This window comes from Pseudobdellovibrionaceae bacterium, from assembly GCA_023898385.1.
Lineage (GTDB): Bacteria > Bdellovibrionota > Bdellovibrionia > Bdellovibrionales > UBA1609.
On sequence record CP060220.1, the window covers coordinates 2,009,386 to 2,033,096 of the forward strand.

Here is a 23,711-nt window from a genome sequence, read left to right on the forward strand (position 1 = left end):
GTTCGTGGGCGCACCTAGGCTAAGACCACTTTTTCATCAAACGGGTATACGATAGCTCTGCGAATGGGTTTGTCTCCCAGGTGGGCCTTTATAGCCTCTGAGTAGATCTCAAGTTGTCTTAGTGCCCGCTCTTTATACTTAGTGGATCCGGATTTGTAGTCCACTACCCACACCTCGCCGTCCACTTCTCCCCAGAGGTCTATTTGCCCCTCCATGATGCCCTTGTCGCTTAGCAATTGAAAGCCCCATTCCACATGTCCAGATTGAATCAGCTTCCAAAGCGGAAATTCACTGCAAGTTTGCACATACTCTATAGCCCGCAACACTTCATCCGATCGCTCACCAAACCAACGAGTCGCTACTTCATTAAATCTAAATTCTGGTTGGTAGCGCAAAATCTCTAGCACTCGATGCAACATGACGCCATCAGCGGACGCTCTCACTTTCTTTAAAAGTGGACCAGCATCTTGATGACCTACCCCACTTGGGGGTGTCGCCTGTGTATCCACGGCTTCTAACATAGATGACACACTAAATTTTTGCGCCGAATTCAATTGACCCTGCCGCGAGGATTGAAATAGCGGTCTGACTTCCATGGCCTTTTCGCCGGATTCAGGCATCGAATAGTCTTCCCACGGCCCCTCTTCCACCACATATTTGTAGCTCTTGGTTTTGTGAATTCCAGGGGTCAGCGGGTTCTTCCACTGCGAAGCCCACGATCCAGGCTGAGGTGGATCTACCCATGACAAGAAAACTGAAACTTTCGCCCTTGTGAGTGCCACGTAAAGTACACGTTGATATTCTTTGAGCTCACGTTGATCCCACTTCTGGTACAATTCTCGATCGGATACGCTGGCTGTCATTTTCCCCGAATCGTCTGCGGGGATAAGCACACCCCAACGACCCGCCTCTTCATCGAAATTGAACAAGGATTTGCGGGCTTGGCTGGATGTGGTCTGCGGACGCTTATCCATACCAAACAATATCACGTGAGGAAATTGCAAACCCTTTGATGAATGAATGGTCATTAAATTCACTCGATTGGGTTCTAAGGCGGCGACAGCGTCATTTTCTTCAGCACCGGTGGATTCAGATATGTCTTTGACGTTTTGATTTACGAAATCCAAATAATTAAAACCTGCTGAGCGCTCTGCTTGCCGCAACTTATACACTAGCTTCCATAAATTGGCTTCTCGCCTTCCCGAGGAATCGTGAAAATGAGAAAAATCAAAAAACCCTAAGTCGGTGAGAGCTTTTTGAAAAGTAAAGCCCACTCCGCTTTCGCGGCTTGACGCTAAGAGTGAGGTGAGCATTTTAACTGCATCTAACTCTGTTTTTATTTTTGTTAATTGCTCCCAAAGAGTTTTCGGCCTGTCTGACAGCACATCCACCAATTCTTGATCAGACACCCTCACCCACGGCGACCGCAAAAGTGCCACCGTGTTTTCATTGTCATGAGGATTGATCAAAAACTTCAACAGGGCCAAGGCATCCATAATTTCACGGCGCTCGTAAAAACCTGAAGCGGCGTGCACATGAGTCGGGATATTGCGGTCGTTTAAAAAGTGGGCCAAATCTGTCAGACTTCTATTGGTGCGCGCCAAAATACAGATCTCTTCGTAAGCCACACCACTTTCGCGAAGACGCTTGATTTGTTGCAAAATGGCCAACCGCTCAAAATGGTCCTTGGCCATCGAATCGTCATTGCCCTTTGGCGCTTTGGCAATATATGCCACCACCTTGTCGGAATTTAAATCAGAATCCGACTTGGGAATCATCGGTTGAAACTGGGGATCTAGGCTCACAAAAAAATCATTAAAAAATAAAAGAAGTTCTGGATCCGAACGATAGTTTTTTTGCAATAGCCCAAGTTTTCCGCCCTGCTCTTTCACTTTGGCTTCTCGCTGACTAAATAACTCTGATCGTGCGCCTCGAAACAGGTAAATGCTTTGTTGCGGGTCACCAACCACATAAGTGGGTCTTTGTCCCACCAGTTGAGTTAAAACTTCAAGCTGTACAGGGCTTGTATCTTGAAATTCGTCAATCAACCAGTAATCCCACTGTTCAGAAAAGGCTTCACCAATCGCCGGGGCCTGCCTGAGGGCGGCTAACGAAACCAGCTCAAGGTCCACCATTTCGAACTGTCCGCGTTCTCGTTTTTGCGCCAAGAACAATTTGCTAAATTCAGCGAGAAAAGGCTTCAGCATTTCGTAAGTTCGAAAATAACCCGGCCAAAGCTCCATATCTAGATAGTCCCGTTCTAAATCTGCTTTCAAAGTTTTTAGAAACTCACCCACGGCATCGCTTGTGTCTTTTTCGAGGGGATCTTTTTTGCTGACCCTCGGCTTGTTACCAAGATTTTTTACTTTTTCTAAGATTTGAACACCGCTCACAAACGGGTTGTTCTTTAGTTCACGGCCTATGGCTTTTAACCCTTCAGAAAACATAAACCATGTTCCTTCGGGTAAAGCCTCACGTTGAATAATATCAGCCCAACTCTGTAGCTGCTCGGCATATTCTAGCATCATTGATCGATGGGCGGATTCAAAGCAAGACAGATCAAAGGGCTTCGCCTCTTGGTTTAACAGTGAGGCTTCATAATACTTTCGTGCAACCTCAGTTAATTGTTCAAACGAATAAATCTCTCGCATCTGCATGCCATCTTGTGAGTTTAAAATAATCTTTCTCACAAGGGATTTTGCCATTCTCTTTGCTTCATCACCGCCCATTACGGTATACGAGCAGTCTAAATCCACCAGATGCCCGTACTGCCTCAAAAATAAGCTCAACACTCCATGTATTGTTGAAATATGCAGCTGAGAAGGAGACGCCACGTAATCTAAAAGCTTTGAGTTTTTTAACTCTGAGGCCCGCACTATTAATCGCTCTCTGAGCTCTTGCGTGGCCTTTCTCGTGAAGGTCGTCACCACCAGCTGAGGCCACCTCTGGTTCTGGTCATAAAAAGATAGCGCCGTATCGAGCACTTTCTTTGTCAGGGCCGTAGTTTTACCCGCCCCTGCTCCGGCTCGAACGATTTCGTCTGTTAGTTCAAGTGTGAAGCTCGACATACTAATCTCCAACGACAATCACCACACAGTTGCGCGGGATCTTTTGGGTTTGGCGCAAATTTTCCGCTTTGCATTTTCTGAACTATTCCAGAAATCACCTCATTGGTGTTTTGGAAGAGGTGATTCATTTTTTCTTCTGTTATTTTTTCGGTACTCTTAATTTCGTAAAGAGTACTGGCCTTGTCTTCGACCTTGAAACCTGTCTTTCTCTCCATATCTTTGACATTATGATACAAGGCTGCCACCACATCCCCCTCAGGCAGCTCTGTAAGTCCATCGCGCACAGCTTGACCATATAAGGGCAACTGAAATCTATCGTTCTTCAACCAAGAACCGTGATTGGTGAGCCCATTGCCTGAGGATTTATAATCTATTACGGCATAATGGCCTTGTCCGTCGGTGTCGACGCGGTCAATAGCTCCCCGAAAAGGTATTCCGTCGCCAGATTCAGAAACCAATTGACCTAGATCTTCACTCCACTTTGCATTTACCTTAAGCTCCCGGCCCACTGTTCGTGCCTGTGGGAATTGACGACGGTACTCACCTTCGAAAAGCAAAAACTTTTTGGCCAGCTCTAAATATTGAGCCTGAAGCCCGGCCCATAAGCGCGGATCAGCCATTTTTACACGAACTGATTGTCGACATCTATCAATCACATCTAGCAACTCAGTTTCTGACCAATCAAATCGCATGGGCTCAGCCGTGAGGGCTTCAAAAAGTTTGTGAGTCAACTGCCCTCGGGTCATGGCATCCACATCCAGATCCACATTGGGCAAGTCGCTCAAATGAAATAACTTTTCAGCGGCAAAAACAAAGGGACATTTTTGATACTTCTCTAGTTGAGTGGCCGAAAGGGTTAACTCTGCGGGTTGAAATTCATCTAGTGGTTTTTCGCCTAAATCAACGGACATGGATGCACTCATCAACTCAAAGCGTTCGGCCGGCCATTGCCGCAACTCCTGGAGCTGATCAATAGATGCACGCTGAATATCATCCCACCGAGTCATTGATGGCACCTTCACAGCCTCAGGGTCTAAACCTTTTTCAATGGCGCCCAACAACCACAATAAAGATGGCAACTTCACCGCACCTTCAAAGTCGGAAGCGGCCACACTTAACTGCACTTTCTTAAAGGGTCGCTGCAAAAACCAGGCAAGGGTGAACTCCAAACTTGCATTTTCAGGTGGGCTCAGTTGAACACCTAAATCTCTATCTAACCGACTGAGATCACCATGAGTGATCCCTGTTCCCGATTGAGTTTTTAAGCTGTCTTCTGCTAAATCTAAGATAAACACATGGGACACATCTAACCATTCAGCGCCCTCAAGGTTTAAACAATGAATGCCATGATAATCAGGATCTCTTAACTTGATTTCACCGCGAGCGCTGACCTCTTCAAGGTATTTAATCCATGAGTCCAAGAGCAACGTGGTTTCAGAAAATGTCTCTGCAATCCAACGACTCACCAATTTCTCAAGGACCACAGCCGACCAGTGGGGCCGCCAATGCTTTATCGCCCAAACTAAAAATTCGTCGCGGGTGAGGGGCTGGTCCTTTTTCACCTCCGACACAAACATTTTTGACAACTCTGGTGATCGCAAAAGGTCTTCGTCGTCATAGATCACCGCAAACAAACTACGAAACTTTTCAAAATCCAACTCAAAGTGGGAGTCCACATTGTACAGAGCTCTTTCAAGATCCACACTGGACAACCTTCCCGAAGATAGCCGTAGCTCTGACAACCAAAAGCCCACCTCCGGAAAGGTCTGCAACGACGTCACTTGATCTTTGTTAACAGGAATTCCCTCTTGATCAAGATATGAAGACAGCACTGGCCAGTAGTGCTCGATCTGAGGGGCCAATATGGCCAGTTTAGACGCTGGCACACCCTGATCAAGATATTCTCTTACAAAATGTACTGCCGCTTTGACCTCGGCCAATTGTGTTGTGTATCGCTCTAATTGCAGATCAGGATTTTCCTTAAAGGCGGACTCTAGCTTTGTGGCATCTTCACTTTTTGTCTGTAAGTCGACAAAGCTTTCATAGGCAAAAAGTGTTTTTACATACCGCGAACGCCAACTCGGAGCAGGAACAAACACAGTCACTTGATTTTGTTCACCCAGTTGTTGAAATAAATGAACTTCAGGAAGACTCAAATCGGCGCCCAAGTCGACAACAATGTTCCGGGACCATGAATATCTAACTTCTTCCCTTGCCCCAAGTAGACCTGGCAACCATTTCTGCGGCACTAAACCATGTCGGTTTAAATCTCCCCACCATTGTTTCGCCAAAAAGTACCAACGGCCCCAGCGCATGAGACTGGCTCCGTTTTCTGGATTTCCCAACCACTCTTCCACCAATTCTTGGGAACCGGGTTGACTTAAAATGGGCAGCATCTGCTGTGCATAGCGAATCAAAGTGGAACTGGCCCCAGGCAGCTTGGCCCAAGAAAAGTCTTGTTGCTTCAACCATTCACTGGCCAAAATCTGCGTCAACCCAGGAGAAACCAATCGCCACTCGGGGCAAACTCGAGTGGCCATCTTTTGCCAAAGCTCTGCCGCTCGCAAAACGGCATCTTCTGGCAACAGCGAATGCCGTTTCAATAAAATTTTTTGAATTTCAAATTTGGCCGCCAAGGTTGGAACAACCCAAGTGGTGTTTTCAATATCAAAACCTTCTAATTCATCGGCCTGTGCTGGTCGAGGGTGTGGTTGCCACGTGAAACCCAATGCGCCTCCAAAGAGTCTAAATCATAAAGAGGCTCCCATTTTGCCCATGAGTATGGCTTCGGGCAAAGGAAAATCCTTCAACACTCTCTGGCATTAAAGCAGCACTGGCTCTGACCGTAAAACGCCACGAAATGTTTTTTATCGAGACGTTGCGTTATTATTAGGGTGACCGTGATAATTTCGAGTCACGCTCTTTGATCTTGTCATCGGCGTTGTTTGAGGCCGCGTCGAGCCGCAGAGCCGCCCTTGGAGTCGCCGAAGATATCAAAGTTTCCGGCGTCCATGCCAATCTCTGCAGTGAATTGCAATACATATCGGCGGTCTTCCAGCTGACCTGGGTACTCACCAAGCTCCACACCATAAGAGGCCGCATCAAACCGAAATAACCCCAAATTGAGCCCGACTCCGTAGGTTAAGTATCCCTGATTGAAACCGGCACGGGCATCGACCATGGGAAAGTCCACTTCCACACCCAAATGGATTCGACGCCCCAATTGATACTCTGACCGGTTAAGGTAGCGAACTTCCATCACCGGCGTGATACCCACTAAACCCGCATCAAATGAAAGAGAGCCACCTAGAGTCATATCATCCAGCTCCGAGGGTGGGGCCAATCTATTGGGCTCCGCCTTAAAAGTGGTGACTCCAATATTTCTCCAAACAAACGACACTGTGGATTTGATACCCGCATCTAACACCAAATTCATACCCATGTCTGCGGCATAGGCCGTGCCTTCATTTTGAATATTGCTAAACACGTCATCTGGGTTTAGCGAACCAATAGTGTCGAGGTCAAAAGGTTCACGACTACCCGTTCTTGTAATTCTCTTCACAACAAACCCAGCGTGTAACATGGGTAAAATCTTAAAACCGGTGCCAAGGGCTATGGCGTAGTCATTGGTCAGAAACACGTTAAGTTGGGGATTCACGGGGTTGTCCACCCACATGCTCGCATCGAAGTTATCGTATATCGCAATGGCAAGATAAGGCATAGTAAATGCCATTTTTAATCCGCCACCAAGCCAAATATGTTTACCGTAGAGTTCGCGTAGAGTGTCCGCAAATGTTCCTTGATTTTGTGCATTTGAAAGGGTTTGGAAGGCATCATATCCACTCACACCCACTTTGGGATCCACTATAGTCCAATAGTAACCCTTAGAGTCGGCAAGACCTGCGGGGTTATAGTAAATGGAATCCGAGTCATTCACGATCGCCGCATAGGCATTACCCATTCCAAGGGCCCGCACAGAAGTGGTCGTATTTACTATTTCATCTGCCCATACAGGGCCAACAAAAACGAAAATCAAAATGGAACTGAGAAGGCAACTTGCTACGGACACAAGCAGCCCCCGCCACCTTGAGGCGTAAAAGCATTGGCAAAGTCAGTGCACGATCCTATGCCAGTTGTGTCTCCCTCTTGAATGGCTGTTCGAATGGCCAACACCTGATCGGCGGAAAGTGCTGAAATGTCTGTGAGGTTACAAAAATCATAGGACGGATCCGGTACAGCTGCACCCAGTGCCGTGCAGAAAGTACCAATACCTGCAGTCTCTGAAGTTCCAACGGACACACCCGATGCAGCCAGGGCAGCTAAACTGAGATTGGCGTTTGCGATGGCTGTACCCAGATGGCGCGCTTCAGAGTCTGGTAGATCGTTGGTGTCGCAGGCGTCAAATCCCCCGTCAGCTAAGCCGTCATCGTCGGTGTCGGCGCGCGCACTCAGAACCACACCGATTTTTGCCAAGCTCAAAAACATCATAAAAAGATTTTCCTTAGGTGAACGATCGCTCGCGTCGCCAATGGATGTCAATATAGCCTCTGCAGAAACACAATCCTGAATACTTGTCGCCGTGGCCCCACCATATGCGGCCATAAAGAAAGCAAATAGTTTCGGATTAGTCGCTCCTTGCAGATCTTCAAGCATTGTCAAAAAATCATATCCACATCGACCGGCATAGGCCGAAGCATGCCAGAATTTAACTTCCCGATCCGCCAAAAAATCAGAAGACATAGCCGAAAAATTTGTAATGGCCTCGGCCCATGCTGACGAATTTAAATTCTGTTTAGCCGAATAAAACAAAGCTTCATCAGTGGTATTGTCGCCAATATCGCGCAAAAGATTTCCGGTACAGCTCAACTGAATGATACAAATGGAGAAAACAACAAATTCTAGGGCCGCTTTAGACATCTTGTTCATACATCATCCTTGATTTTATATCGAGCCCACAGACAGACTCTTCCCCCACTTATTTTAGGATACTTGAATCTTTATATAATGATAAGGTCCTAGTTCAATGGAACCCGACCTTTTGATGGCCTGAAGAGGCGCTTTAGAAGCGAAAAGCAAACTTTCCCACGTAGCGACGATCCTGACGTTTGGCTGTGGAATCGCCAATCTCTTCTCCGTAAGTGGCCACTTGAAATTGATATCTGAGCATGGCGAGCTCAAGCCCAGCCGTCCAGTAATTTTGGTTCATGCCTCCACGAACAAAAAACGCATCCGCCAAGTTGATTTCAAATCCGTAGTGAAGCCGTTCATTGAAATCAGCCACCTCGCCAGCGGTGAGCACATCGCGATACTCCACCGATACCGTCGATCGAGATCTTTTTCCCATAATCGGAAATACAGCTAGACCAACATCCACTGTTCCCGGTGTTGAAGCGGGTCGAGTGGATGTAGACAAAAACATCCCATCATTCACGTCGAAGGTGGTCCCCCCAACATCTCTATAAACAGCAGCCAAAGTGGGAAGCCAAGACCAGGGCGCTGTAAGCACCAATCCTGTGTCCACACCCACGCCAAACCCCTCTGAAGCCAACCCCGAAAGAGTCAACGCCGTCGACGTAGCATCAATGTCCGTGCGGGACACTTCCACCCGATTGATAGCTCGCGCATTGAATCCTAATTTGACTCGCCCATCAAATAAACGAAAGTTGAATCCCAACACGGCGGCATAATCATTGCGATAGTTCAACTCTAAGTTTGTGAGGGTGGCATCCACCTCTGCATCCGTAGAATATCGAGCATAAAGGCCCAATCCAAAATTAGGAAACACCAGTGACGGAAACAGCTGCGCCCGCTGATGCAGGCGTTTTTCAGGACGCGCCAAGGTCAAATTAAGAGTGGTTTGTGGGTCTAAAAAACCCAGAAGATTGGTGCCGGTAATCAGCTCTGTATCTTGACCAATTTCTAATTCGGGGTCGATGAGTGTGATAAAGTTGTCTCGCAGCTTTCCAAGGGAGGCCGGGTTTACCAGTAAAGCCGTCTCATCATTCACCACGGCCACACGTGCCCCACCCATACCGAGACTGCGCACGCCATTGTAAAACTCGTAGGTCTCTGCAGCAAATGCCGGCTCGACCTGAACAATCAACAGCGCAAAAACGCAACAAAGGCTATATAGCTTATTTTTATGAAAAGCACCGTCCATAGTGATTTTCTCCTCTTTCTAATTGTCTCATCGGCAACGCAGTGACTCAAGTTGAGACAGTCCATACATTTTCTGGACCAACGTTAGCTTGATTACGTATCATAGTCAGATAAGGTAAAAGACGCACAGAAAACTATTCAGGAGGACTCCATGAACAACTGGTACGGCAAACTCGGGCTTTTTGTCCTGGCTTTAGGCCTTGGTGTGTTTACAGCTGGCTGCGAAAGTGAAGACGACAATAACATTATGAAAGCCCAAGACTGCTTAAACAAAGTGACCGACCAAGGCGCTTCGGCCGCCGCCTGTCGTTCCTACGTATCTGGACTGACCTCGCAAAAAGCCTACATGCTTCGTTGCTCCATTGAGTTTGTGTACGGTGGCTTAACTACAGAAAAAGTGAAAAACGCGTTTCAAGAAATGTCGAACAATTCTAACAATGCTAACCCCGAAGAATTTTTAATTCAAAATTTAAGCCTCATAGACCCCAACGGCTCAGGCAGTAGCGATAATACGGCTCTGGCGAAAACAGCTTATGATTATTGTGCCTTATCTGGATCGGCTGGCCTCATCTACGTGGCAGGGCTTTCAAGAATTGGTACGTTGATCATTAATGCCGGTGGAGGCAATTTTGAAGCCAATTTGAGCGCATGCACAGGCCCAACCCCGACTGCTGATTGTGATCCTGAAGAAATCGGCGAAACAGTAGCTGCCGTAGCCGATAGCTATTGCGTCGGAGACAACGTCAACTCAGACGTTTGCCAAAGTTTCTTAGATGCCCAAGCCAATGGCGAAAACAACGAAGCCATAGGTAACTACATTTTAGAAAATTGGAGCGGAAGCTAATTGATAGCTTCGCAACGCTAAATACTTCCAAACAAAGAAGCCAGGAAACCCCTGGCTTTTTTTATGAACTCTACCCAACAAAGACTTTTCATCTAACCAAAAAAAGGAATGAATCAAACCGTCTCGGAATCAAATGAAAGCCGAACCAGCAAATGGACAAAACCCGATCAAAGAAAACTGATTCAAAGTAAACCCGAAGGCTCCATCATCAACAGCGGTCCAAAAGGAAGGGCCAGGCCGCAGACATGGCGTCCTCCCGATGTGCATGGCGTATCCGGGTTGCGGCACGCAGTGACGCAATCCGAAGACGACATGCGGCCACTCGGGTCGGCGCCATGTCTGCGGCCTGGCCCTTCCTTTTGGACCGCTGTTGATGATGGACCGGACCCTGCAACTGATCTTTTAGTAGAGAGAGTGAATTCTGGTGTTAGAAATCCAAGGACATCTCAAGCATGTAACGACGACTCTCGATAGGAACATCAGAAGTGCCCACTTCTTCTCCCCAACTGGCCAGATCCAGCTGAAACCAACCAAAGCGCGCACCAAAACCCGCCGTCCAATATCCCTGATTTAAACCCATAGACCAATGGCCTTTCCACCAGCTAAACATTTTCCAGTACATTTCTGCACCCATGTGTAAACCTTTAAGCATGGTCCAGTTGTCGTGCAATATATCTCGAATATCCACGGCGAACTTGGGATCAAAAACCCAAAAGTTTGGTAGGTCAAACTTGGCCCCCAAATCCATTCGTCTTTGTAATTTGTCAGGCTCGCCCGATTCAGGGCTGATTAGATGAAAATTAAGTGGGTAACCCATATCAAATACGTTTCGCATAACCACCGCAAAAGATGGTGCTGCAAAACCAAGAAAGGACCATTTTCCCACTTTTGGTATGTGAGGTGTATAAAATACTGCGAGATCCGCATCTATTGTCATTCCCTCTGAAGCACTGTCGGTATCAAAGGGTTGGGCCCCTTCTTGAGTCAGGTCTGCAGCTGCCACGGCTTCTTCTACATGCACCCGATGAATGGCCTTTAAGGTTCCCCCCACTGAGAACTCATCTTTTTCGTCCACAATGTCCACATCCAGGTTTCGTGCATAGGAGTAGGCGAAGGTCGTATCGATGTATCCGTTCACGTTGATTTGCGGTCCCACTTGTTGGTGCATGCTCAGATCAATGGATACATCCATGGGGATAATGGCAATACCCCAATTGGGGCGGGCCCACACGGCCCCTATGGTGGGGATGCGCGAGAAAAAGTGATTACCGTAGTTGTCTTGAATTAAACTGAATATTTGATCTTCTGGGTTGCCTGATCCTTGGGCGCTGGTGATATCACCGATCAAGCTAAAATATTCCATGTCGATACCGCCCCGAAGAAACATGTGCAAATTACCATCTTTTCTTCGAGCCAAAGCGGCTGGGTTATAAAACAAGGCATTATAGTCTTCAGCTACGGCAGAAAACGCATTCCCCATTCCGAGGGCCCGGGTGCTTGTGTATTCCTGGTGAATAGAAAAGTCCAGCACGTCAGCGGCGCCGGCCATGTTCGCATACGAAATGATCCCAACGAGTGTTGCACGAACCAAATATCTCAAATTCAGTTGCATTTTTTAAGCCCCCCAAAAATGTTGAACTAAAAGTCTATAATCAAATACATGTATAGGGTATAGTTAAAGGATGAAAACTGTGATTTATGGTGTGGCGTGTTTAAGCCTCTCTCTTTTTTTGATGTCCTCTCGTTGTTGGGCCGTCGGGCACCCCGATGCGGGCATTGCCAAACCTCTTCCGGAGCCCGAACAAAAACTCGAACCCGTCCACCTAGAAGAAGCCAATCTGGTCATCAGCGAGCCGCCCAAAGAAAAACCCGATCAGAGAATCTGGGATCGTTACTACCCTTATCATCAGGCCATTTCCCCGCGGGCCGGGCTTTTTATCGACCGAGTGAATTTTAGAGAAACCAGGCAGGCTAACTTTTTTATTGGTTTTAACTACCTCATGCCCAAATACTATTCTCCTCAATGGGAAATAGGTGTGGATATTGGCAACGATTCAAGGGGTTATATTAACGTGCTCAGGCGTTGGACCATCAACGAACGAGAAGGCCTACGCCCCTTCCTGAAGTTTGGAGTTTTGCACCGCGCCGAACCGCGTGACCGGTTCGCTACATTTTTAAATAAAGACAATTATTTTGCTAAAGCTGGCGGCGGCTTGGAAGACCTCATGGAAAAACCAGTGAGCTTTCGATTTGATGTGGAACTTGCGGTGGGAATTCAAGATATCATCGCACTGGGAGCCCTGGGGTTTTCTTGGGGGCTATGACATAAGGTCGTTCACTAATTTCTTAATGGCCGTCTTTAGGTCAGCCAGTGAACCTTCGTTTTTAATCACGTAGTTGGCTTTTTCAAGCTTGTCGTCAATCGGCCACTGGGTGCCTAACCGCTGATCAATAGAAGCATCATCAAGTCCGTCTCGTTTTTCAATGCGCTGCCGCTGCAAGGCCTCAGGCGCATAAATGAGAACGGTCGCATCAAAATGATCTTGCAGATTTTTTTCAAACAATAAAGGGACGTCATAAAAGGCAAGCGCTTGTCCACTTTGCTCTAGCTCTCGCCTTTGTTTATTTTGAAGTTCCTGGACCTTCGGGTGAACGATGGCCTCGAGGGCCCGCCTTTTGACTTCGTCAGAAAAAACAATCGCCCCCAATGCCGAGCGATTGATTTCACCATCGGGTCCGATCACGCCTGGACCAAAGTGATTGATGACATCTCGATAGCCCTGGCTGCCCCGTGCCACAGCCTGCCGAGCGAGGATGTCAGCATCAATTACTGGATAACCCAGATCTCTGAGAATTTTTGAAACCGTACTTTTGCCCGAGGCAATTCCGCCGGTTAACCCCACCCATTTCATGTCTCGTCCAAGGGCTAGAATCTATAATTCATTTAAGCTCTGCATCCCGACAACCGACAAGTTAGCAAAGAATTGGAGCGCTTCTAGTGTCGCAAAAATACGAATATTTTGGCAAATACATTCTACTTGAAAAGCTAGCCACTGGTGGCATGGCTGAAGTGTTTCTGGCGAGAACGCCTGACGTTGGTGGCGTGAGTAAATTTGTAGCTATCAAACGAATTTTGCCCCAGTTTTCTGACAACCCTGATTTTATCGAAATGTTTAAGGGCGAAGCAAAAATTGCCATTAACCTTTCTCATAGCAATATCGTATCCATTTATGAATTCGGAATGGACAAGGGTCAACTTTTCTTAGTTATGGACTATGTCGAAGGCAGAAATCTTCGACAGATTTTGAACAAACTCAAATCCAGTAACAAAGTCTTCTCCACAGACCAAGTCACCTACATGGTGAAGCAAGTGGCCGCGGGACTCGATCACGCCCACCGATCTGTGAACAGCTCTACAGGAAAGCCTCTCAACATCACCCACCGTGATATTAGCCCACAAAACGTCATGGTCAGTTTTGAGGGTGAGGTCAAAGTGGTAGACTTCGGTATTGCTAAGGCTGAAACACAAATTGAAACCACAAGAACCGGCACTTTAAAGGGAAAATTCGGCTACATGAGCCCTGAACAAGCTGAAGGCCAACCCACAGATTTAAGAACAGACATTTTTTCTTTAGGAATTGTGTTGTGGGAACTCATCGCCAATGAGCGACTTTTCACTGCAAAAAATGAAATGGGAATTCTTCGCAAAATTCGCGATTGCCAAATCCCCAACCTTCGAAAGATCAACCCAAATATCGACCCTGAACTTGAACGAATCACTCTTAAAGCCTTGGCCCGTGACCGAAACCTCAGATATCAAACGGCTGCGGCCTTACACAGAGATTTAAACCGCTTTTTAAATCGCCAGTATCCTGACTTTTCACCACATGATTTTTCTGTGTTTGTTAAAACTCTCTATGCCACTGAAGTCCTTGAAAACCGAAAACGCCTCATAGAATATGCACGCATCGAATTTTCGAGCACAACCAACCAGACCGACAGTGATGATCGCACGATAGTGATGACTCAATCGGCTGTTCAGCCACAGCAGTCATTGCCCGATCTCTCATCAGCTTCAGAAGCGGCTATCACCCTATCAAAAACTCTGACCGATACGGATGCGGCCCCTAGTGATGCGATTCGACCTGAACAAACCGCTACGAGCACAGAAGCCTTACCGGGCCCATTTTCTCAGGACCCAGGCTCTGAACCTCAAAGCGACACTTTCACCGGACTGAGCGTACTTGATAAAACATCACTCAATCGAAGCGCCGAAGAACTTCTCGTCAAAGACAACCCGAGCCCTGCTCGTGGTCCACGCCAATCTGTAGTTGAAGAAGATGATTTTGAACTCGAAGATGATTTCTCGTCAAGCCAGCGTCGCCTCTCGGCCCGCAGAACAAAAAGTGGCGGTGTTGCCGGCACATTATTTACGGGCATACTTGTCATGGCTGTACTCGTGACGTCCTATGCTGTACTTTGCCGGTTCATTCCGCAACAAATGGGCTTGATTGCACAGGCTGTGGCACCGCTTTTGCCCAACGACATCAATGTAGCCCTGCATGGCGATGAGCTCTACAAGAATCTCACCTCCACAGGTCCACAGCCGCAAAATACAAACACTCAAAATCCACATGTGACTACGCAAAATCCAACAGGCAATGCACAACCAACACCAACGCCTAGACCTGTGGAGCCAAATTCAAACACGAACAGCCAGACCATCGCTGCAGTGCCATCCCCCTCAAACAATACAGACTACGTCACTACACCTAAAGTCGATGGCGCCACCCTCACACCACCTACTGAAACCGCCGCCAGCGAAAAAATCCCCCTGGTTGTTAATAGTAACCCTTCAGGGGCTGAAATATGGATTAATGGCGTGAACACATCAGAAACAACTCCAGCTCGCATTTATGTACCTGCTGGAAATCAATTTAATATTGCACTCAAGAAAGATAAGTACATCACTTACTCGCGGCCAATTATGGATGCGCGTCAGGTGGGGCGAAGTTTTCATGCCACTTTACAAAAGGCCATGGTGGGCTACTTGCACATCGATGTAAAACCCCCTCGAAATGCTCGAGTTTTCGTCAACGGCAAACACTTAAAAGGCGAACTCTTACCAGTTCTTAACTATGCCATTCCGGCAGATAAAACGATCACTGTCATGGCCGAAAATCCGCTTACCGGCGCCCGCGCCACTAAAAGAGTGAAGCTGCAAACTGATGAGCGACAAAAAGTGATTCTCGAGCTTCGAAGTCCTGCTTCCAAGTAACCGTAAAACTAGACACTGCCCTAGCCACTTGGTATGACCGAGATTATGAACAAAACCCTTTTGCACCATTTTTTGGACGCCGCCCACCGCCCCAGTCACCTATCTGCCTTTATTTTCAAAAGAGGTCGAAAATGGCTGCATCGATCTTGGCCGCAGGTTTTTAACGATGTGGCTCAGCTCAGTTCAGGTTTAAGCGAGCTCGGCCTTAAAAAAGGGGATCACATAGCTATCTGGGGCAACACAAGAATGGAGTGGGCCCTAGCTGATTTGGCCGGCCTTTCGCTGGGGGCGATTGTGGTGCCCATATATGCCAACAATCATGTGGATGACATTGAATACATTCTGCACCACTGCGAAGCCCAATTTTTAATTTGTGAAAATAGCGCCCTTCTTAAAAAATGGGCACAAGTGGATAGATCGCGATTGCAAGTGAAACAAGTCATTTGCATGGATTCTCAGTGTCAACGACCAGAATTTGTAAAGACTCTGAGAGAAGTCTCTGAAATGGGAGCCGATTTACATAAAAACCAACCCGAGGCGCTTAGTGATCGATGTCATCAGTTGAGTCCTGACGACGCAGCCACGGTCATTTACACATCAGGAACTACGGGACGCCCCAAAGGGGTCTTGCTGACACACAGGCAGATTATTAGCGAAGTGTCTGACGTCTTCAGTGCTCTTAATTGCACTTCACAGGATTGCACACTGAGCTTTCTCCCCTACGCCCATATTTTTGGACGCGTTGAAATGTGGGGCAGCGTCTATGCCGGGTACACCTTGGCGTTTGCCGAAAGTATTGAACGACTCAAACATAATTTGCGAGACATCAAACCCACTATTCTCATCGGAGTACCGCGAATTTTTGAAAAACTACACAGTGCCATTGTTTCGCAATCAGAAGCGTCACCCTGGAAACGAAGTGCATTTCGCTGGGCCACTGATGTGGGACAAAAGATCAGTGATCATAAACAAAATCGAACGCTTCCCTCGTTTGCGCTATTAACGCAGTCGATCCTGGCTAAATCATTGGTTTTAGCACCGGTACAAGATGTTTTAGGAGGCCGCCTACGCTTTGCAGTCTCAGGCGGAGCACCGCTAAGTCGAGAAGTGGCTGAGTTTTTTCACTCTCTGGGCCTTCTTGTTCTTGAAGGCTACGGCCTGACAGAAACCACTGCTGGCGTTATTCTTAACACTCCATTTTCTTACCGCTTTGGTACTATCGGAAAACCCATTGGTGACGTGCAAGTTCGCTTGGCCCCTGACGGAGAACTAATGATTCGCTCTGATAAAGTCATGAAAGAATATTTCAAAGACCCAGAGGCCACTCAAGAGGCCTTTGAGGACGGCTTTTTCAAAACCGGTGATATTGCTCAAATCGATAAACAGGGCTTTATAACCATTACGGACCGAAAAAAAGACCTGATAAAAACAGCCGGTGGCAAATATGTAGCGCCACAAAAATTAGTGAGCCGATTAAAAATCAGTCCCTATATTTCAAATGTTCACGTTCACGGTGATAAAAGAAAATATATCGTATCACTTTTGACATTGGATGAAGCGGCAACCACCCAATACGCCAAGAAAAAAGGCCTTTCATTTCAAAACATGAGTTCACTGGTCACTCAAAAACCCATCCAAGACCTGATTAGAGAAATTGTTGCCGAGGCCAACTCACATCTTGCCAGCCACGAAACAATAAAAAACTATGCGATCTTACCCACCGACTTCACCGTGCAATCTGGCGAACTCACACCTAGCCTCAAGGTGAAACGAAACGTAGTGGATCAAAACTACGCCACACTTATTGACGAGCTCTATGGGATCACGTGAAAGCTTATTTATTTAAACATCGGCACGTAGAATCTGAAACTGACAGAAAAAAAGTATGAACTCTGGTCAACGCGTCGACTAAGTGAGTGTTGGTACACATCTGTAGCCCTATGAAACTTTCAGCTTATAATCCGGGTTAATTTTTGAATAAAGCTTTATCAACTTGTCTGTACTAAACTTATCGATTCGATGGTTGAATATACGACTCATATCCGCTTTTGGTATTTCTAAAAATTCAGCCATTTCCACATCTTTAAAGTTCTTTCTTTGTGCGTATTTCAATAAGTCCTGGCAGATGCGAAAACGAAACCTAGCAAGCTCGTCAGCATCTGGATCGAGCATCAAAAAACCTTCTACCTTTTCAAGATCCTTACGAATTCTAGAAAGCCTTTTCTCTTTTGGAAAACTCATGACTGCCTCCTGTAGGCATTAACTATGCCAATATATATTTCATTTTTCTCCAAAAGCCATACAAGCTTGTATCTCTTGCCTTCTAGCCTAAGGTTGTCTGTGACAAAATACTCGAAAATATCATCTCTTGTTTGCACAGGAAAAGTGCCTCCATCAAGCAATGCGACCAAATCCAAGATAATCTCATCAGTGATCGAATCACTATGCTTGATTTCATAATGAGGGTCGATAACGGCCTTTTTAATTTTTCGACCATTCACTTCAATATTTAGAGGATACTCTCGCCGTTTCATCTGCAGGAACTATATCATATGTTGTCTGATCTGACAACTATTTATTTGATAACTCTGCTCGGCCGAGGCTAATTAATGACATCCAACCCCTAACTGTCTCACCGGAATCTATTTTTCCGCAATCCTCATTTATGTACTCTCAGGGACTTTTTTATTTGAACATCGGCACGTAGAATCTGAAACTGACCGAAAAAAAGTATGAACTCATATCGAGACGCCGACTGAGTCCATCATTGTTTAAGGCCACCTCACCTGCCGCGGCCGAATTGCTGTTTGAAATGGGAGTGGTCGCCTCTTTAAACTTGAGTTCACCAGTCCCTATTCGCCGATACCCTAGCTCAAAGTAGCTAGTAACATTGTCTACAAATAAAACTTCAAGCGCCATACCCGTTTGCCACGATATCACCTGCCCCGTGATCTCTTCCGTAAAGTCACTGGGGCCCAAATCGGTGGTGCCTAATGCCGTCATCGTGTAAGCGTTGGTAACGCTCACATCTGCCATGCCAGCCCCCGCAAAGAGAATAACTTTTAAAGTAGGGGTGTGATGCACGTTGAATTCTAAAGTGGCATTTGGGTGCGATGCACGTACCGTGCTGTCTAAGGTGAAATAATCCTGGCCGCCACTGTCTTTTCCGGCAATGCCCGTGAGGGCCTTGGGCTGAATGACCTCGTACCCCACACGAAGGTTTGCCATATCGCCAATACTCATCAAAAATCCCAGCTCACCACTGAAATCATACTGAACGGAGTCAGAAAAACTCGTACCCGCACCGCTGGATGTAGCATAGGCCTGGTCCTCAATTAACGATGACCCCGCCGTAAAGCGAACAAATCCGGCAAAGGACTCGTTTTTAAAATCAAATTTCCGGGCTTCGGCTAAGGAGCCCCCACAGACAATCGCTAGCCACAAAAATCCTATGCTCCACCCTCTCACAGCACCCTCCATAGACACATTCTAGAGACCCCGTTGTTTTTTGCAACCCGGAGCGTCGGCATATCGACGCTCCGGGTTGCAAAAAGGAATTTGGTCCCTCAACACTGGTATGTTCCTATGGTAGAAATTTTCTTATGAAAACTAATGACCAAATTAATAATCCGCTACTAAGTGCCTCTAACCTTAAACACGAAGCCATTGATTTTCCTAAAATCAAAAGTGTTCATTTTATTCCGGCTGTTGAATTTCATATTGCCGAAGCAAAAAAAATCATCGCTTCAATTCGGGACAATTCGGCGCCACCCACTTTTGAGAACACCGTCGAAGCACTAGAAACGGCAGATGAAGCTCTTGGTATCGTCACCAGCGTGTTTTACAGCCTGCTCAATGCCGAAGCCAACGATGAACTCAACGAAATAGCCAATGAGTTGGGGCCAAAGACTTCGGCCTTCAGCAATGATATTTTACTCGACGATAAATTGTTTTCTCGAATTAAAACTATTTACGATCAAAAAGACCAGCTGCAGCTGGACACAGAAGCTAGCAAACTGCTTGAAGAGACCTATGTCAACTTCACTAGAAATGGCGCTCTATTAAAAGGCAGCGACAAAGAAAAACTTAGAAAAATCGATGAAGAAAAATCAAGGCTAGGTCCCGCGTTTCATAATCACGTTCTCAAGGCCACTAACTCCTTCGAATTAATTATCGAAGACGAAGGAGACCTTGCGGGACTTCCTGAGTCTTCCGTCTCTGCAGCGGCTCACGCGGCAAAAGAAAAAGGTTACCGGCATGCCTGGCTATTCAATCTGGACGCCCCCAGTTTTGTGCCGTTTCTGAAATACGCAGACAACCGAGAACTCAGAGAAAAAATGTATTTGGCCTATTCAAGCCGGGCGTTTGAAGACGACTTTGACAACCAAGACAATGTCAAAAAAATCGTGCAGCTCCGCAACGACCGGGCGCAACTTTTAGGTTATAAAAGTCATGCCGACTATGTGTTAAAAAAGCGTATGGCCGAAACCCCCGACCAAGTATTTGCCTTTTTAAAGAGAATCTATGAAGTGGCACGACCGGCGGCCGAAAAAGACATGCGGCAAGTGCAAGAAATGGCCGACAGCTTAGGTGGCCCACCCCTTTTACAGCCGTGGGATTTTGCTTACTATGCTGAAAAACTACAGCAAAAGTTATTCGATTTTGACGAAGAAGAACTACGCCCCTACTTCAAGATTGAAAACGTTGTGGCTGGAGTATTTTTACATGCCACAAAACTTTACGGCCTCGAATTTAAACCCTCCGACGAATATCCTGTCTACCACAAAGACGTGAAAGTTTATGAGGTCTATGATTCCAACAATAAAAATGAATTCATGGGACTTTTTTATACCGACTACTTCCCGCGCCCCACAAAAAAAGGGGGCGCTTGGATGACCTCATTTCGTGATCAAGGACTGATCGGCGGCCAGCTTAAACGGCCACATGTAAGCATTGTCTGCAACTTCACAAAACCCACTCCTGATAAGCCCTCTTTGTTAACCTTTCGCGAAGTGCAAACGCTGTTTCACGAATTTGGCCATGCTTTACATATGTTGCTTTCGAAATGTCGATACACCTCGCTCTCAGGCGCCAATGTGTATTGGGATTTTGTAGAACTCCCCTCGCAAGTTATGGAGAACTGGACACTTGAAAAGGAATCCTTGGATTTGTTCGCTCGCCATTATGAATCAAACGAAATGATCCCCGCTGATTTAACGCAAAAAATTAAAGACAGCGATCGATTTTTGGCCGGCTACCACACACTAAGGCAAATTCACTACGGAACATTAGATATGGCTTGGCACACGGCCGACCCTAAAAACATTCGCGATGTGGGTGAATTTGAGCGCATGGCACTGGAAGATAAAGTGGTGATGCCGATGATTCCCGGTACCAGTATTTCTTGCTCCTTTTCTCATATATTTGCTGGCGGTTATTCTGCGGGATATTACAGCTACCAGTGGGCGCAAGTTTTAGATGCTGACGCTTTTGAATATTTTCAAGAAAAAGGGCTGTTTAATCCGGAAGTGGCTAATAAGTTTAGAACCTTTATTCTTGAGCGCGGGGGCACGGAAAACCCCATGGATTTATACGTAAAATTCAGAGGTCGAAAACCCGATCCGGATGCACTATTAAGACGCAGTGGACTTTCTTAAATAAAGGATTTGACGTTGGCTCGCACAAAGAAAAAGCATCCAGGCCCTCATCGAAAAATTAAAACCACCTTGCTTGTACATAGACAAGGCACCCCTCGAGCTAAAAAGTTGGCGCAAGAAGTGGGAGTATGGCTACAAGACAAGGGTGTTCGGGTTTATTCTCACCCCCAACAAAGTCTCTCCTCCAAAATTGCAAAGTGGCCAAAAACAAAGAGTTTCGAGCGAGCCGACCTTGTTGTTGTTTTAGGTGGAGATGGTACCTACCTTGAGGCCGTTCGCCTGCTCGGCGGCAAAAAGGTGCCCATATTGGGTATCAATTTGGGGTCTTTAGGGTTTCTCACTGAAACTCGTGTGGACGATCTTTATACGGCTTTGCAATTGGTTTTAGATAATAAACTTGAAATGCGGCCTCGCTCCATGCTGGAGGTGACCGTCACCCGGGATGGCAAACAGCGCTTATTATCAACCGCTTTAAACGATGTGGTGATCGAGCGGGGTTCTCGTAGCCACCTGATTAACATGGGCATTTACAGCGAACGACATTTAGTCAGCCACCTAAAGGCCGATGGTGTGATTATAGCCAGTCCCACGGGCTCCACAGCCTACAACCTGGCAGCCCATGGCCCGATTCTTCACCCCGAGGTGCCAGCGGTTGTGGTCACGCCCATTTGTCCGCATGCGCTAACCAGTCGTCCGATGATCTTCCCGGACAACCAACAACTTTGCTTTCGACTCAACGATCCAAAGCAAAAAGCGTTTTTAACTGTAGACGGACAGTACCGACTTGAGATTAAATCCACTGATGATGTGCTGGTCAGTAAAGCATCATGTGATCACTTCGTATTAAGAAAGCCCAGCCACAATTATTTTGACCTGCTTCGAGAAAAACTGAAGTTCGGTCAACGCGACTAAGCCACTGGCTGGGGAAATCTTATGTTACTCGAACTGAAGGTGAAAGACTTTGCCATTATCAATTCTGTGGAGATTGGCTTTAAACCCGGCTTAAATGTATTAAGTGGCGAAACAGGTGCCGGCAAGTCTGTCTTGCTAAAAAGTTTAGCTCTTTTAATGGGTGAGAAAGCGCTAGCCGACACCGTTCGCACCGGAGCTTCAAATGCCGTGATCGAGGGCTTTTTTGACCTAGGTCATCGCCAGGATGTGAGCCAGCACTTAGAAGCAATGGGAATAGACACTGCAGATGATGTGCTTGTGGTGCGACGGGTGATTCAGTCCCATGGAAAAAGCCGCGTGTATTTAAACGGTCACCTGTCAGCATTAAATAACTTAAAAGATATTGTGGCACCGCTTATCGAAGTGACAGGCCAAGCGGCCCCCCTTATTGAAATGACTGGCCAACACGATAACCGTCATCTTCAATCGCGGGCCTACCACCTAGATGTTTTAGATGACTACACCAATTCATGGCCCCTTCGGCAAAAGTTTTCGGACGCTTACAAACAGTTAAATGATCTAGAAGATAAAATTGAAAGCATCTCGCAAGACACCAGAGAGCGGGCCCAAAGACTTGATTTTTTAACCTACCAGCGAGATGAGATAGCCGCGCTGGGTTTAAAACCAGGCGACGAAGATGAACTTGAAAATACGGTTAAGCGACTGCGAAACTCTTCACAACTGGAAGTGTTCGCGGCGGCCGCAGAAGATGCCCTTTACGGCGACGATGACTCAGCTCTTGTGCGCCTCCATCAGGTGATACAACAAGCGGCCGACTTTCAGCGGGTAGACCCTGGCCTTGCCGCTAAAGCTGAACCTCTGGCGCAGGCAAAAGCATTGATTGAAGATTTTGTCTATGAAATCAGAGACTACGGACGCCAACTCGAAGCAAGCCCCGATGAACTGCAGGATTACGAGGAAAAACTCAGTCAGCTGCGAAAGCTACAAAAAAAATATGGCGAGTCGGTGGCTGATATTCTAAAAATGCTCTCAAGTATTGAAGATGAAATTAACCAACTCGAACTTTCTGATGAATCACTTGAGCAACTAAAAAAACAACACAAAGGTCTTTCTAAAGAGGTGGCTCGACTCGCAGAAGAGCTTCATGCCCGCAGAAAAAATGGCTCTGACCTTTTGGCTAAAAGTATCAACGACGAGCTAAAAGACCTCAACATGAAAGGTCTGACTTTTCTTATCGAAGTTCGCAGTGATGAACATATGACCTCCACGGGCCAATCCCTAGTGGAATTCATGACTAAAACGTCAAAGCAAGACACCCCTCGACCACTGGCAAAATTTGCAAGCGGTGGCGAACTCAGTCGCATACTTCTTTCTATTAAAAGAGTGGTCGGACTTTCTACACAGCCTCGAACGTATCTTTTTGATGAGGTGGATGCTGGAGTGAGCGGTCTCACTGCTGAAAAAGTCGGGCGTAAATTGAAATCCATAGCGCAAGGTCAGCAGGTGATCTGCGTGACTCACTTGCCACAAGTGGCCGCCTTTGCAGATGCTCACTACTTGATACAAAAAAACACACAAGGGCAAGGGGTCAACATGGAAGTCTCTGAGTTGACCAAGGGCAAGAGGGTGAATGAAATCGCCCGCCTGATTTCTGGTGAAAAAATCACCAAAACAAGTTTGGATCACGCCAAAGCACTGCTGCAAGAAGTGCAGCCGTAACCAGTTTTCTGGTCTACCATTTACAGCGGCTTTTCGTGCATTGACGCAGAGTACGAGTTTTTGTTCTGATTTTC

General features: G+C 46.7%; 17 protein-coding genes. 7 read left to right on the forward strand and 10 right to left on the reverse strand.

Annotated elements, in window-relative coordinates; genetic code table 11:
• Positions 1 to 14: 14 nt before the first annotated feature.
• From H6626_09025 to H6626_09045, 5 genes are all read right to left on the reverse strand, one after another.
• A complete protein-coding gene (locus H6626_09025; protein USN46358.1) occupies positions 15 to 3,068 on the reverse strand; it encodes a UvrD-helicase domain-containing protein in 3,054 nt (1,017 codons plus the stop codon).
• Positions 3,044 to 5,797, reverse strand: coding sequence for a PD-(D/E)XK nuclease family protein (locus H6626_09030; GenBank protein ID USN46359.1), 2,754 nt, complete (start codon positions 5,795 to 5,797; stop codon positions 3,044 to 3,046). The genes H6626_09025 and H6626_09030 overlap by 25 nt, the downstream gene beginning before the upstream one ends.
• 203 nt (positions 5,798 to 6,000) lie before the next feature.
• Positions 6,001 to 7,137: a hypothetical protein gene (locus tag H6626_09035; GenBank protein ID USN46360.1), complete on the reverse strand. Its 1,137-nt coding sequence runs from the start codon at positions 7,135 to 7,137 to the stop codon at positions 6,001 to 6,003.
• Positions 7,128 to 7,994, reverse strand: coding sequence for a hypothetical protein (locus H6626_09040; protein ID USN46361.1), 867 nt, complete (start codon positions 7,992 to 7,994; stop codon positions 7,128 to 7,130). Before H6626_09040 ends, H6626_09035 begins: the two co-directional genes overlap by 10 nt.
• 133 nt (positions 7,995 to 8,127) lie before the next feature.
• Positions 8,128 to 9,168: a hypothetical protein gene (locus H6626_09045; protein ID USN48990.1), complete on the reverse strand. Its 1,041-nt coding sequence runs from the start codon at positions 9,166 to 9,168 to the stop codon at positions 8,128 to 8,130.
• Between the two features lie 210 nt (positions 9,169 to 9,378).
• Between H6626_09045 and H6626_09050 the strand changes: the two genes are divergently transcribed.
• Positions 9,379 to 10,071, forward strand: coding sequence for a hypothetical protein (locus tag H6626_09050; GenBank protein ID USN46362.1), 693 nt, complete (start codon positions 9,379 to 9,381; stop codon positions 10,069 to 10,071).
• Positions 10,072 to 10,498: 427 nt separating this feature from the next.
• Here H6626_09050 and H6626_09055 read toward each other — a convergent pair whose 3' ends face one another.
• A complete protein-coding gene (locus H6626_09055; GenBank protein ID USN46363.1) occupies positions 10,499 to 11,683 on the reverse strand; it encodes a hypothetical protein in 1,185 nt (394 codons plus the stop codon).
• Between the two features lie 70 nt (positions 11,684 to 11,753).
• Here H6626_09055 and H6626_09060 point away from each other — a divergent pair, with 70 nt between their 5' ends.
• Positions 11,754 to 12,395 (forward strand): hypothetical protein, encoded by a 642-nt coding sequence (locus H6626_09060; GenBank protein ID USN46364.1) that lies wholly within the window; start codon positions 11,754 to 11,756, stop codon positions 12,393 to 12,395.
• Here the strand turns inward: H6626_09060 and H6626_09065 are convergent.
• Positions 12,390 to 12,983 carry a dephospho-CoA kinase gene (locus tag H6626_09065; GenBank protein ID USN46365.1) on the reverse strand — a complete coding sequence of 198 codons (594 nt, stop codon included), beginning with the start codon at positions 12,981 to 12,983 and terminating at the stop codon, positions 12,390 to 12,392. The two genes, H6626_09060 and H6626_09065, sit on opposite strands and share 6 nt — an antisense overlap.
• Before the next feature lie 86 nt (positions 12,984 to 13,069).
• Between H6626_09065 and H6626_09070 the strand changes: the two genes are divergently transcribed.
• Positions 13,070 to 15,349 carry a protein kinase gene (locus tag H6626_09070; protein USN46366.1) on the forward strand — a complete coding sequence of 760 codons (2,280 nt, stop codon included), beginning with the start codon at positions 13,070 to 13,072 and terminating at the stop codon, positions 15,347 to 15,349.
• 45 nt (positions 15,350 to 15,394) lie between these two features.
• Positions 15,395 to 17,179: a long-chain fatty acid--CoA ligase gene (locus H6626_09075; protein ID USN46367.1), complete on the forward strand. Its 1,785-nt coding sequence runs from the start codon at positions 15,395 to 15,397 to the stop codon at positions 17,177 to 17,179.
• Positions 17,180 to 17,287: 108 nt separating this feature from the next.
• Here H6626_09075 and H6626_09080 read toward each other — a convergent pair whose 3' ends face one another.
• From H6626_09080 to H6626_09090, 3 genes are all read right to left on the reverse strand, one after another.
• Positions 17,288 to 17,590, reverse strand: a complete 303-nt coding sequence (locus H6626_09080) for an XRE family transcriptional regulator (GenBank protein USN46368.1) — start codon at positions 17,588 to 17,590, stop codon at positions 17,288 to 17,290.
• Entirely contained in the window at positions 17,587 to 17,883 is a 297-nt protein-coding gene (locus tag H6626_09085) for a hypothetical protein (protein ID USN46369.1), read from the reverse strand. Before H6626_09085 ends, H6626_09080 begins: the two co-directional genes overlap by 4 nt.
• 151 nt (positions 17,884 to 18,034) lie before the next feature.
• A complete protein-coding gene (locus H6626_09090) occupies positions 18,035 to 18,817 on the reverse strand; it encodes a hypothetical protein (protein USN46370.1) in 783 nt (260 codons plus the stop codon).
• 134 nt (positions 18,818 to 18,951) lie between these two features.
• Between H6626_09090 and H6626_09095 the strand changes: the two genes are divergently transcribed.
• The 3 genes from H6626_09095 to recN are packed head-to-tail and all read left to right on the forward strand — an operon-like array spanning position 18,952 to position 23,637.
• Complete coding sequence (locus H6626_09095; GenBank protein USN46371.1) at positions 18,952 to 21,006, forward strand: M3 family metallopeptidase; 2,055 nt, start codon at positions 18,952 to 18,954, stop codon at positions 21,004 to 21,006.
• A gap of 15 nt (positions 21,007 to 21,021) precedes the next feature.
• Positions 21,022 to 21,918: an NAD(+)/NADH kinase gene (locus tag H6626_09100; GenBank protein ID USN46372.1), complete on the forward strand. Its 897-nt coding sequence runs from the start codon at positions 21,022 to 21,024 to the stop codon at positions 21,916 to 21,918.
• Positions 21,919 to 21,939: 21 nt separating this feature from the next.
• Positions 21,940 to 23,637: a DNA repair protein RecN gene (recN, locus tag H6626_09105; protein ID USN46373.1), complete on the forward strand. Its 1,698-nt coding sequence runs from the start codon at positions 21,940 to 21,942 to the stop codon at positions 23,635 to 23,637.
• The last annotated feature ends 74 nt before the right edge of the window (positions 23,638 to 23,711 follow it).